This is a genomic window from Methylobacterium sp. NPDC080182 (genome assembly GCF_050281105.1).
Classification (GTDB): Bacteria; Pseudomonadota; Alphaproteobacteria; order Rhizobiales; family Beijerinckiaceae; genus Methylobacterium.
Genome location: NZ_JBNNWO010000006.1, coordinates 94,149 through 106,530 on the forward strand (window position 1 = coordinate 94,149; position 12,382 = coordinate 106,530).

The window sequence follows — 12,382 nt, forward strand, 5'->3', positions numbered from 1 at the left end:
GCGCGGCTCAGTCACGCGGCAGGTCCGGGTAGAGCGCCCGCATCAGGTCGGTGGCGGCCTCGGGCGTGCGCGGCCCGAACCCGAGGAGGTAGAGGCCGTCCATGGCCACCAGCCGCCCCCGCGCCGCTGCCGGCGTCTGGCCGAGGGCCGTGCCGGGGGCGAAGATGCTCTCGGGCTTCGGCGGCTCGGGACCGTTCTGCATCATCACCACCGCGTCGGGGGCGGCGGCCACGATGGCCTCGTCGGTCATCGGCTTGAAGCCCTCCAGGCCCGCGGCCGCGTTGCCGATGCCCGCCAGGGCCAGGATGCCGTCCGCCGAGGAGCCGGTGCCGCCGACGACGGTCCGGCCGCCCTGGACCGACAGGACGACGAGGGCCCGGGCCGCCCGGGCGATCCGGGCGCGCCGGGTCGCGAGGTCGGCGAAGCGCGCGCGGACCTCGGTCTCGAGGGCCTCGGCCTCGCGCTCCAGGCCGGCGAGGCGCCCGACCGTCTCGATCTTGTCCAGCACGCCCTCGGGATTCGGCGGCTCTGTCACCGTCTCGACGCGCAGCCCGGCCTCGCGCAGCTGCGCCAGGACGGCCGGCGGCCCGGCCCCCTCGGCGGCGATGATCAGGTCGGGCTGCTGCGCCAGAAGGCCCTCGGCCGAGAGCGCCCGCAGGTAGCCGACACTCGGCTTCTCGCGCAGCGCCTCGGGCGGGTAGAGGCTGGTCGTGTCGACCGCGACGATCCGGCCGCCGGCGCCGAGGCGGTAGAGGATCTCGGTGACGGCCCCGCCCAGGGCGGCGATGCGGGTGGCCGCCTGCGCGGCGGCGGCGCGCGGGGCGAGCGCCCCGGCCGCCGCGGCGGCCAGGAGCGCGCGGCGCGACAGATGGCCGGGGTGGCTCATCGGGTCAGCATCGGCGCGGCGCCGGCGGTCAGCCGCAGGCGACAGGCGTGATCACCGTGGCGGTTGACGATCCCGCCCGCCGCCTCGGTACGCGCGACCGGCCGCGTCGCGCCGGACCCCGCGCGCGTGCCGCCCGGCACGCGGCGATGACCTTCTCCTTCGACACACGACATGGACCGGTCACTCCAGATCTGTTCTTTATAAATTTTCAAATGAGAGGATCGCGACGACAGAAACGCAGCGTATCGGCAATCGATCGCGGACGCCACCCCGCGAAAAGGTCACGGTTTTACTTCGCTGACCGGCCTGAAAAAGCGGCCTATGTCATTTTCCAGGTCAGGATATCGTCGGGCGCGCACCGGCGGCCGATTTCGGGCGGCGGACACTGGTACAGGCGGCTTCGGTCCACGGCTCCGGTGGGCCGCCCGACAGCGTAATTGGGACGGAACGGGCCTTCGCTGTGCCCGCTCGGGCGGAGCGCGGCACGACGAGGTCCGACCCTCGTCCTGAGGTGACGCGTCGCGGCCTCGGCGGAGAGCTCCTTCGAGGCGGCCGCCGCGCGACCGCACCGCGGGATGGGGAAGGGTCGGACGATCCCGGTCGGGCGGCCTCGGAGCGCCCCCTCCCCGTGCGCTCAGCCGAGGCTGCCGAACCCGGCGGTCTCGCGCGTCCAGGCCAGCGCCTGCCCGCTCAGGGAGAGGCCGAGGCCCGGCCGGGTCGGCACGCGCATGCGGCCGTCCTCCAGCTCCAGCCGCTCGTTGAACAGCGGCTCCAGCCACTCGAAATGCTCGACCCAGGGCTCCCGCTGCAGCGCGGCGGCGAGGTGGATGTGCAGCTCCATCGAGAAGTGCGGCGCGATCGTCAGCCCGGCGAACTCGGCGAGCGCCGCCACCTTGAGGAAGGGCGTGATGCCGCCGACCCGCGGCGCGTCGGGCATCAGGAAGTCGGCGCCGCCCTGGCGGATGAAGTCCCAGTGCTCGGCGACGCTCGTCAGCATCTCGCCGGTGGCGACCGGCGTGTCGAGGGCGGCGGCCAGGGCCGCGTGCCCGGCGGCGTCCAGGCAGTCGAGGGGCTCCTCGATCCAGATCAGGTTGAAGCGCTCGAAGGTCCGGCCCATCCGCATCGCGGTCGGCCGGTCCCATTGCTGGTTGGCGTCGACCATGAGCGGGAAGGCGTCGCCCAGATGCTCGCGCATCCGCGAGACCCGGCGGATATCCTCGGCCCAGTCCGGCTGGCCGACCTTCAGCTTGATGCCGCCGATGCCCTTCGCCCGGGCGCGGTCGGTGTTGACGAGCAGCTCCTCCAGCGGCGTGTGCAGGAAGCCGCCCGAGGTGTTGTAGCAGCGCACCGAGTCGCGCTGCGCCCCGAGGAGCTTGGCGAGCGACAGGCCGGCCCGCCGCGCCTTGAGATCCCACAGGGCCACGTCGAAGGCGCCGACCGCCTGGACGGCGAGGCCGCTGCGGCCGGCCGAGGCGCCGGTCCAAGCGAGCGTGTCCCAGGCCTTGGCGATGTCGCTCGGATCCGCCCCGAGCAGCGCCGGAGCGATCTCGCGGGCATGGGCGAACTGGCCCGGCCCGCCGGCGCGCTTGGAATAGCTGATCCCGAGGCCGCGATGGCCCTCCCGGCTCTCGACCTCGCAGAACAGGATCGCGATCTCGGTCATCGGCTTCTGGCGGCCGGTGAGCACCTTAGCGTCGCTGATCGGGGTCCTCAGCGGCAGGGCGACGGACCGCAGGCGGATCCCGGTGACGGCGTCCTCAGCCATGGCTTCCTCCAGGTCTTGTCCGCGCGGGCGCGCTGGAAGCCCCGGAGGCGGTTCTTGGCGGTGCCTCTCGGCGGCGACCGCGACGGCTCTCCCGGGGCCGGGCCCAGGAGTGCCGCAGGCCGGACGGCCTGTCCAACGTCATTGTTGGATCGATCGATGCGCACCTGGCATCGATGGCCCCGAGGGAGACGGCCGGTCTCAGCCGGCGGCCGTCGCCGGAGGAAGCCGGAACGCCACCAGGGTCATGTCATCCCGCCGGGCCTCGGTCCCGCGATAGGCGTCGAGATCGGCCTCCAGGGCCGCGGTCTGGGCGGCGAGGGGCAGGTCGGCGTGGCGCAGGAGGCTGTCGGCCACGCCGCGCCGGCCGAGGAGCCGCGGCGCCCGGTCGGGCGCCGCGCGGCCCATCTGGTCGGTGATGCCGTCCGTCATCAGGTAGAAGGTGGCGCCCGCCACCGGAACGGCGATGTCCGCGACGACGTCCTCCGGCTGCCCGTCACGGGCGGGGCGCGGGTAGCCGAGCCCCCGGCGGCCGCCGCGGACGCGCTCGGCCACGCCGTCCCGGACCACCGTGAGCGACAGGCCGGCGCCGGCGAAGTGCAGCGTCCCGGCCGCGCGGTCCCAGACGCACAGGCCGCAATCGAGCCCGTCATCCGATTCGGCGCCGCGGCCGTCCTGGCGGAGCTGCGTGCGGACCATCGCGTCGAGCCCGGCCAGGATCGCCGCCGGCGCGCGCAGGCCGCGCTCGTGCAGCAGCCGGTCGAGGGCGGTCGCGACGATCAGGGTCAGGAACGCGCCGGGCACGCCGTGGCCGGTGCAGTCGGCCACCGCGATCACGCAGAGGCCGTCGATCTCCTCCAGCCAGAAATAGTCGCCGCCGACGACGTGGAGCGGCTCCCACAGTACCGCGACCTCGACACCCGCGCCCGCCAGGGCGTTGCGGTCCGGCAGCACCGAATCCTGGATGCGCCGAGCGTAGCCGATGCTCTCGACCACCTGGCGGTTGGCGCGCTCCAGCCGGTCGTGGGCCTGCTCCAGCTCGACGAGGAGCTGCTTGGCGGCGTCGCCGCTCCGCAGGCCCTCGACCATGCGGTTGAAGGCCTGGCTGATGACGTCGATCTCGTTGCTCGGCCGGTAGGCGCCGCCGAGCTCCACGGTCGTCCAGCGCTTGTGCTCGATCTCCCGCATGGCGAGCAGGAGCCGCATCAGCGGCGCCATGACGTGGCGGCGCACGGTGGCGTGCAGGGTGACCACGAAGGCGATCATCAGCCCGACGCTGGCGCCGAGGGCGAGCATCACCTGCCACGCCGCGTTGTCCCGCAGCGCCTTCGTGGAGACCGTGACGGTCAGGCTGCCCGCCGGGCCGGCGCGGCCGGGCACCGACAGGTCGGCCTGGGCCGAGAGGGTGGACCAGCCCCGCGCGGGGGGCGCCGCGCCCGCCATCCCGACGACGTGGCCCGCGGCGTCGCGCAGGACGGCGTGGGCGAAATCGGGCTCGGCGGCCAGGGCCTTGAGCGGGCCGTCGTAGGCGTCCGGGTCGCGCGCCCAGTCGGGCCGCGCGATCGCCGCGGCGGTGAGCCGGGCGAGGAGATGCGCCCGGTCGCCGTACAGCCGGAGCTGGTCGGTGTAGGTCACCCAGGCGATCCCGAGCTGGGTCAGCAGCAGGAGAGCGCCGATCACCGGGTAGATGCGCAGGAACAGGGTGTGGGACAGGCTGTCGAGGTCGCGGCCTCGGGCCGCCCCGCGCAGGGCGCCGGGCTTCATCAGCTCGTCCGCGGGCGCGCCCGCGGCCAGCACGTCGGCGAAGCCGCGCTTCGACAGGGGATCGCCCCGGCGGATCGGGCCGGCCCCGCGCAGGCCGCCCGCGCGCCCGGCGCCGCCGGCGGCCGGGACCGGATCGATGTCGGCGAAGCCGAGCCGCGCCAGGGCATCCCCGGTCCGCAGCGGTCGCGCGCCGCTGATCCCCCCGGCGGGACGCGGGCTGTCCAGGGCCGTGTCAGGTCCGCTCACGCGACGTCACTCCGTGTCACAGCGGTTCCGCTCCGAGGCCGGGCGCGCGGCGCCTCAGGTCAGGGACGCGCCCGGTTCGGCCGCGCAGCGCACGCAGTCGCGGCCGGCATGCTTGGCGGCGTAGAGCGCCGCGTCGGCCCGCCGGAGCGTCGCCGACATCGACTCGCTCGGGCCGAACGCCGCGAGGCCGATGCTCACCGAGATCGGCAGCGGGCCGTGCTCCAGGCGCACCGGCCGCTGCGCCACCGCGCGGCGGAGCGCCTCGGCGATGACTTGCGCCTCGGCCATCACGGTGCCGGTGACGAGGATGGCGAATTCCTCACCACCCATGCGGCCGATCACGTCGACCGCGCGCAGGCTGTCGCGGCAGGTCTCGACGAAGGCCTTGAGGACCGTGTCGCCCGCGCTGTGGCCGTAGCGGTCGTTGATCAGCTTGAAGCGGTCGAGGTCGAGCATCAGCACGCTGGAGGGCGTGTCGCCCGACTGGGTCCGGGCCCAGACCTCCTCGCAGATCTGCAGGAAGCGGCGGCGCGACAGGGCGTCGGTGAGGTGGTCGGTGTCGGCGAGGCGGCGGAGCTCGGCCTCGAGGCGCGCCCGGTGCTCGATCTCCGCCGAGAGGGCGTCGTTGAGGTGTCGCAGGGCGCGCTGCTGCTCGGCCATCCGCTGGTTGGCGCGGTGCAGGTCGAGCTGCATCCGGTCGCTCAGCCGCACCAGCCGGCGCTGCTCGTGGTAGCTGCGCCGGTAGGCACCGGCGAGCTCCCGCACTCCGTCGCCGACCTCGGCGAGGCGGGCCAGCATCACCTCGGATCGGCCGAGAACGGCCTCCTCGGTGTCGAACAGGCTGAAGGCGTCCGCCGGCTCGGACAGGAGATCGTGGGCCGGCGCCCGGTGCGGGCTCACGCGGGAACGCTCGCGATCATCTCGAACCGGGCATGCGCGAAGTCGGCCGCGAAATCCTCGCCGGCCTCCTGGATCACGTCGTCGTCGGCGCCGAACATCCAGCGGATCGTCACCGGGCGCCCCTCGGCGGCGGCGTCCTCCAGGGGCATGAACAGGTTCATCAGCGCCTTGGCGCTCGACGAGTTGAAGTAGGCGAGCGCGACGTCGAAGGTGATCGGGCTCGCCTCGGTCGCCGCGAGGTGGCCGCGCAGGGCCTGCAGCAGCGGGCCGAAGAATGCGGCGGCGTCCTCCGGGTAGGATTCGCCGCGCAGGACGAGCCGCCCCGACGCGAAGTCGAAATCGACCTCGGGCGAGCGCTCGGTCCGGGGCAGCGTGATGCGGTCCATGTCCGTGCGATCCTCAGATGAAGGCTTTGAGGCAGAACAGGCTGCGCTCCGCGCCCAGATCCTGGAAGTCGTACTCGACCGGGGCGCTCGACCGGCGGGCGATCTCGATCAGTCCGATGCTGCCGCCAAGGCTGCCCTCGTCCGGCGGCTGGCGCAGCTTCTCGCGGTAGACCTTCCTGAGCTCGTCGCTCGACAGGGTGGCGATCTCGTCGAGCCGCTCGCGCAGCCGCGGCACTTCGGTCCTGCCGACCTCGTTGCCGCAGACCACGAAGAACCGCCCCTCCTCGGTGCCGACGGCGATCATGCCGGCGCTGACCCGGGCGGGGCCCGGCGGCTCGGCGGGCGCGACCTTGTCGGCCGAGTAGCGGATCACGTTCTGGGCCTGCTCGACGAAGATCGAGAAGACGCGCTTGGCGACCGCGGCGTCAGTCTCCTCGTGCCGCATGCGCAGCTTCAGCACTTCCCCGAGCGAGAACAGGATGTTCTCCGAGAGATCTCCGCCGAACGACAGGATCACGCCGCTGCGCTTCGACGCCTCGTGGAAGGATCGGAAATCGCTCGCGCGCAAGGAAGCCTCTCGACCGCTTCATCGCGGCAACACACCGCGTGTGTAGCGTCGACATTAATGCGGAAATAATCAAAGATTTCTTACCGGTACTGATCGCTTTCTGAGCAACATTGCCCGTATTGCGAGCAGTGCCGCAAGCTTTACGCTGGATCCTGTTGCGGACCGCGCGGCATCGCGCGCGAGGGTCCGGGCCGCCGGCTTCAGGCGGCCGCGCCCTGGCGGGCGCCCGCGTCCCACTCGGTGCCCCAGTCCTGCACGACGTGGCCGGGCGCGACCTCCCGGTAGAGGCGCTCCGGCGGCACGTAGTCGGGGGTCCGGATCGGGCTGCGGATCTCGTCGTCCGGCAGCGCGTGCCGCTCGCCCCGCCGGGCCGGATCCGGCACGGGCACCGCGGCGAGCAGCTTCTTCGTGTAGGGGTGCCGCGGATCGCCGAAGATCGCGGCCCGGGGACCGATCTCCACGATCTCGCCGAGATACATCACCGCCACCCGGTGGCTGACCCGCTCGACCACCGCCATGTCGTGCGAGATGAACAGGTAGGCGAGGCCGAGCTCCGCCTGCAGGTCGAGCATCAGGTTCACGACCTGCGCCTTCACCGAGACGTCGAGCGCCGAGACCGCCTCGTCGGCGACGATCAGGCGGGGGTTCAGGGCGAGCGCGCGGGCGATGCAGATGCGCTGGCGCTGGCCGCCGGAGAACTCGTGCGGGAAGCGCGCGGCGGTCTCGGGCGGAAGCCCGACCCGGGCGAGCAGGTCCTCCGCCCGCCGCCGGGCCTCGCGGGGCGCGGCGAGGCGGTTGATCAGCAGCGGCTCCGCCACCGCCGCACCGACGCTCAGGCGCGGGTCGAGGCTGGCGAACGGGTCCTGGAAGATCATCTGCATGCGCTGGCGGCGGCCGCGGAGGGTGCCGGCATCGAGGCCCGTGATGTCCTCGCCGTCGAGCAGGACCGAGCCCGAGAGCGGCTCGACGAGGCGCAGGATCGAGCGCCCGGTGGTGGACTTGCCGCAGCCGGATTCGCCGACGAGCGCCAGGGTCTCGCCGGCCGCGAGGCTGAACGAGACCCGCTCCACCGCGTGGACGCGGCCGGTCACGCGGCCGAGCAGTCCGGAGCGGATGTCGAACCGGGTGGTCAGGTCGCGCACCTCCAGAACCGGGCGCTCGGCGGCCCTGACGGTGTCGGGGGTCTCGGGCGTCGGCGCCGCCAGGCCGGTCGCCCGGTCGACAACCGGGAAGCGCATCGGGCGCGCCCGGCCCGCCATGGTCCCGAGGCGCGGGACCGCGGCCAGCAGCGCCCGCGTATAAGGCTCGGTGGGTTCGGAAAAAATCCGCGCGGTCGGGCCGGCCTCCACGGCGCGGCCCCGGTACATCACCACGGTGCGGTCGGCGATCTCGGCGACCACGCCCATGTCGTGGGTGATGAACAGGACCGACATGCCCTCCTCGTCCTGCAGGCTCTTGATGAGGTCGAGGATCTGGGCCTGGATCGTGACGTCGAGCGCCGTGGTCGGCTCGTCGGCGATGAGGAGCTTCGGCCGGCAGGCGAGCGCCATGGCGATCATCACCCGCTGGCGCATGCCGCCGGAGAAGCGGTGCGGGTACTCGTGCAGGCGCGACCGGGCGGCCGGGATCCGGACCTTGTCGAGGAGCCGGAGCGCCTCCGCCTCGGCCGCGGACCGCGACAGGCCCCGGTGCCGGATCAGCGCCTCGGCGATCTGGAAGCCGATGGTCAGGACCGGGTTCAGGGAGGTCATCGGCTCCTGGAAGATCATGGCGATGGAATCGCCGCGCACCCGCCGCATCTCGGCCTCGGGGGCGGCGAGCAGCTCGCGGCCCTCGAAGCGCACGCGCCCGCCGATATGGCTCGCGTCCCGCGGCAGGAGGCGCAGGATCGAGAGGGCGCTGACGCTCTTGCCGGAGCCGGATTCGCCGACGAGGGCCACGGTCTCGCGCGGGCCCACGTCGAACGAGACGCCGTGCACGACCTCGCGCCAGCGCCCGTCCGAGCGGAAGGAGACGGTGAGGTCTGAGACCGAGAGGATCGGGTCCACTGGATCCGTCATCGCTAGAGAACCCGTCGCGGGTCGAGGGCGTCGCGCAGGCCGTCGCCGATGAAGTTGATCGACAGCACCGTCAGGAAGATCGCGCCCCCTGGGAACAGCGCCCAGTGCGGCGCGACGTCGAGATGGTCCTTGGCGTCGAACAGGAGCCGCCCCCAGGTCGGGATGTCGGGCGGGAAGCCGAGCCCCAGGAAGGACAGGGTCGATTCCGCGATAATCGCGGACGAGACCTCGATCGAGGCCGCCACGATCACCGGACCGAGTGCGTTCGGCAGGATGTGGCGGCGCACGAGGTGCCCGGTGGTCGCGCCCTGCGAGCGGGCCGCCTCCACGAACTCCTTCTCGCGCAAGCTCAGGAACTGCGCCCGCACCAGCCGGGCCACCGGCATCCAGCGCAGGCCCCCGATCACCGCGACGATCATCAGGAACACGCCGCCCTGGCTGCCGAACACGGCCTTCAGGCTGTCGCGGAACAGGTAGATCACGAGGAGGAGCAGCGGCAGCTGCGGCAGCGACAGGAACAGGTCGGTCAGCCACATCAGCACCGGGTCGAGGAGCCGGCGCGACATGCCGGCGAGCGCCCCGACCAGCACGCCGATCAGGCTCGCCACCGCCATGGCGGCGAAGCCCACGGCGAGCGAGATCCGGCCGCCGTAGATCATCCGGGCAAGCAGGTCCTGACCGAGATCGTCGGTGCCGAACGGGTGGTCCCAGGACGGGCCCTGGAGCTGGGCCGCGAAGTCGATGTCGTCGATGGCGACGGGCCAGAGCAGGCCGCCGAACACCACGCCGGCGACGAGGAGCGCCAGCACGCCGACGCTGGCGAGCGCCAGCCGGTGCCGCCGGAAGCGCCGCCACGTCTCCCGCCCCGGCGAGGCCGGCGCGCGGGCGACGGGCACCGCCTCATCGAAGGGCGATGCGAGGGTCGAGCCAGCCATAGAGCAGGTCCGCGACGAGGTTGAACAGGATGACGAGGCCGGCGAACACGAAGGTCACCGCCATCACCACCGGCGTGTCGTTGGCCAGCATGGCGTCGATCAGCAGCGAGCCGATACCGGGGATCCGGAAGATCTGCTCGGTGACGATGGCGCCGCCGAACACCGCCGGGATCTGGAGGGCGACGAGCGTCACCACCGGGATCAGGGCGTTGCGGGCGATGTGCCGGCGGGTCACCATGCCCTCGGTCAAGCCCTTGGCGCGGGCCGTGGTGACGTAGTCGAGGCGGGCGACGTCCAGCGCCGAGGCGCGCACGTAGCGTGTGTAGGAGGCGGCCTGGAAGAAGCCCAGCACCGCCACCGGCATGATCGCCTGCCGGACATTCGCCCAGACCCAGGGCAGGCCGGAGCCCGGCAGGTCGGCTTGGTAGACGAAGGGCAGCCACCCGAGCTTGATCGAGAACAGCAGGATGAACAGCAGGCCGGTGAAGAAGGTCGGCAGCGAGAAGCCCACGAAGGCCAGCGTGTTGGCGACCTGGTCGGCGAGCGAGTAGGGCCGGCGCGCGGCGTAGAGGCCCACCGGCACGGCGATCAGCAGCGCCAGGACCTGCGAGGAGCCGACCACGAACAGGGTCGTGGGCAGCCGCTGCAGGATCAGCGTGTCGACGTTCACCCGGCTGGCGAACGAGAAGCCCCAATCCCCCTGCAGCATGGCGGTGAGCCAGTGCAGGTAGCGGGTGAGGATCGGGTCATCGAGGCCGAACTTGACCCGCAGGGCCGCGCGCACCTCCGGGGGCACGTTCGGGTTGCTGGCGAGCTCGCCGAACGGGTCGCCCGGCGCGAGCGCCAGGACGGTGAACAGGATCAGGCTGATGCCGAGCAGGCTCGGGATCGCGATCAGGAGCCGTCGCAGGATGTAGGCGCCCATGGCGCGGCGCTCCCGCTCAGGCCTCCCTGTACCAGTCGGGCAGGAACGACAGGTCGTTGTCCCAGCCGCTGCGGGGCGCCGTCAGCGTCGCGCCCACCGCCGAGACCTCGGCGCGGTGGATCAGCGGCAGCACGTTCTCGGAGACCGCGAGGTCGTTGCAGGTGATCAGCAGCGCCGCGCGCTTGACCGGGTCGAGCTCGCTCTGGGCGGCGTTGTAGGCCTTGTCGTAGGCGTCGTTGCGCCAGCGCACGACGTTGCGGCCCTGCCACTTGTTGGCCTTCTGGGCCACCTCCCAGGAGGCGTACATGAGCAGCCAGATCGCCGGATCGGCCTGGGTCATGCTGTAGGCGTACATCTCCATGTCGGCGTAGAAATGCGTGCAGGTGTCGGGGTTGGCCGGGTCGGAGGAGAAGAACACCGAGCCGGTCACCGATTTCAGCTCGATCTCGATGCCGGCCTTGGCGGCCGCCTGCTTGATGATCGCCTGCGTCTTCTGGCGCGGCGCGTTGATCGAGGTCTGGAAGACCAGCTTGAGCTTCTTGCCGTCCTTGGCGCGGATGCCGTCGGAGCCCTTCTTCCAGCCGGCCTCGTCGAGGAGCGCGTTGGCCTTGGCCGGGTCGAAGGCGAAGCTCGTGTTCTTCGAGACGAAGCGCTCCGGGCCGTTGACCGTGTTGGCGGTGGGCTTGCCGGTGCGGCCGTAGATGTAGGTCTGGATCGACTTGCGGTCGACCAAGAGGTTCATCGCCTGGCACACCTTCGGGTCGGAGAAGGCGGGGTGCTTGGTGGTGATCGAGGCGCGCTCGCCGTCGACCTCGACGTTCGGGTCGGCGGCGTTGAGGAGCAGGAACTCGAGCTTGCCGCCGTAGACCACGTCAACCCGGCCCTTGCCGCCGGTCTCCAGGCGCTTCAGCACCTCGTCCTCGATCAGCATGTTCCAGGCGTAGTCGTACTCGCCGGTCTGGAGCACGGCTCGGGCGGCCGAGACCGCGTCGCCGCCGCCCTTCATCTCGACCGTGTCGAAGTAGGGCCGGTTCGGCAGGTGGTAGTCGGGATTGCGCTCGCCGCGGACGATGTCGCCGGGCCGGAACTCCACGAACCGGTACGGGCCGGTGCCCACCGGGGCGAGGTTCTGGGGCGCGTCCCGGGACTTGGCGCCGCTGTAGGGTCCGAACAGGTGCTTCGGCAGCACCATCCCGACGATGCCCACGTAGGCGTCGCACCAGTAGGGCGTGGGCTTGTCGAACAGAACCCGGACGCTGAGGTCGTCGACCTTCTCGACCTTGCAATCCTTGTAGGAGCCGGCCGTCACCGCCGCGGTGGCGGGGTCGCGGGCGTATTCCCAGGTAAAGACGAGGTCGTCGGCGGTGAGCGGCTTGCCGTCGTGCCACGTCACGCCGGGCTTGAGCGTCCAGACAACCGAGCGGCCGTCGGCGGCGAGCGCCCCGTTCTCCTTCGACGGGATCGCGGCGGCCAGCACCGGCACGAGGTTGCCGTCCGCGTCCCAGGCGGCGAGCGGCTCGTAGAAGATCCGCGAGGCGTCCTGGTCCTTGGTGCCGACGGCGAAATGCGGGTTGATCAGCGTCGGCGCCTGCCACCAGAGCAGCTTGAGCGCGCCGCCGCCGCCGGCCTTGGTCGGCTTGTAGCCGGACCGGATATCGGCCGCCATCGCCACCCCGTTCCCGGCCAGCATCAGCCCGGCCATGGGCGCGGTGAGGCCGACAGCCACCATCCGCTGCACGAAGGCGCGCCGCGACAGGCGGCCGTCCTTCACCTGCCCGATGAGGCCGCGCAGATCCCGCTCGTCCATGTACGCTTTCCCGTTTACCGCCGTGACAGGCACAGCAACATTCCGGCAGCGGCCTTGGCAAGGGGCGGGCCAGTGACGGTTCAATCGGAACGTGTTGACGGACGCTTGGTTCGGGCAGGAGCATGGCCTGGGCGGTGCATGCG

General features: G+C 72.1%; 11 protein-coding genes. All 11 read right to left on the reverse strand.

Annotated features, from left to right (window positions below; translation table 11 throughout):
• Window positions 1-7: 7 nt before the first annotated feature.
• The 11 genes from ACQKQD_RS12655 to ACQKQD_RS12705 all read right to left on the reverse strand — a co-directional run bounded on the left by ACQKQD_RS12655 (window position 8) and on the right by ACQKQD_RS12705 (window position 12,239).
• Window positions 8-886, reverse strand: a complete 879-nt coding sequence (locus ACQKQD_RS12655) for a heme/hemin ABC transporter substrate-binding protein (protein ID WP_427508516.1) — start codon at window positions 884-886, stop codon at window positions 8-10.
• Entirely contained in the window at window positions 883-1,155 is a 273-nt protein-coding gene (locus ACQKQD_RS12660; RefSeq protein WP_139215626.1) for a hypothetical protein, read from the reverse strand. Before ACQKQD_RS12660 ends, ACQKQD_RS12655 begins: the two co-directional genes overlap by 4 nt.
• A 365-nt stretch (window positions 1,156-1,520) precedes the next feature.
• The gene (locus ACQKQD_RS12665; protein ID WP_427508517.1) at window positions 1,521-2,651 is read right to left on the reverse strand and encodes an L-talarate/galactarate dehydratase; all 1,131 of its coding nucleotides are present in this window, start codon (window positions 2,649-2,651) and stop codon (window positions 1,521-1,523) included.
• Between the two features lie 198 nt (window positions 2,652-2,849).
• Entirely contained in the window at window positions 2,850-4,658 is a 1,809-nt protein-coding gene (locus ACQKQD_RS12670; protein WP_427508518.1) for a SpoIIE family protein phosphatase, read from the reverse strand.
• Window positions 4,659-4,712: 54 nt separating this feature from the next.
• The gene (locus ACQKQD_RS12675) at window positions 4,713-5,558 is read right to left on the reverse strand and encodes a GGDEF domain-containing protein (RefSeq protein ID WP_082557813.1); all 846 of its coding nucleotides are present in this window, start codon (window positions 5,556-5,558) and stop codon (window positions 4,713-4,715) included.
• Window positions 5,555-5,944: a DUF1987 domain-containing protein gene (locus ACQKQD_RS12680; protein WP_012321503.1), complete on the reverse strand. Its 390-nt coding sequence runs from the start codon at window positions 5,942-5,944 to the stop codon at window positions 5,555-5,557. The genes ACQKQD_RS12675 and ACQKQD_RS12680 overlap by 4 nt, the downstream gene beginning before the upstream one ends.
• Window positions 5,945-5,957: 13 nt before the next feature.
• The gene (locus ACQKQD_RS12685; protein WP_020091215.1) at window positions 5,958-6,512 is read right to left on the reverse strand and encodes a SiaB family protein kinase; all 555 of its coding nucleotides are present in this window, start codon (window positions 6,510-6,512) and stop codon (window positions 5,958-5,960) included.
• Between the two features lie 200 nt (window positions 6,513-6,712).
• Entirely contained in the window at window positions 6,713-8,572 is a 1,860-nt protein-coding gene (locus ACQKQD_RS12690; RefSeq protein WP_427508519.1) for a dipeptide ABC transporter ATP-binding protein, read from the reverse strand.
• A gap of 2 nt (window positions 8,573-8,574) precedes the next feature.
• A complete protein-coding gene (locus tag ACQKQD_RS12695; RefSeq protein WP_427508520.1) occupies window positions 8,575-9,507 on the reverse strand; it encodes an ABC transporter permease in 933 nt (310 codons plus the stop codon).
• Window positions 9,473-10,432: an ABC transporter permease gene (locus tag ACQKQD_RS12700; RefSeq protein ID WP_427508521.1), complete on the reverse strand. Its 960-nt coding sequence runs from the start codon at window positions 10,430-10,432 to the stop codon at window positions 9,473-9,475. The genes ACQKQD_RS12695 and ACQKQD_RS12700 overlap by 35 nt, the downstream gene beginning before the upstream one ends.
• Window positions 10,433-10,448: 16 nt before the next feature.
• Window positions 10,449-12,239 (reverse strand): peptide ABC transporter substrate-binding protein, encoded by a 1,791-nt coding sequence (locus ACQKQD_RS12705; RefSeq protein WP_427508522.1) that lies wholly within the window; start codon window positions 12,237-12,239, stop codon window positions 10,449-10,451.
• Between the last annotated feature and the right edge of the window lie 143 nt (window positions 12,240-12,382).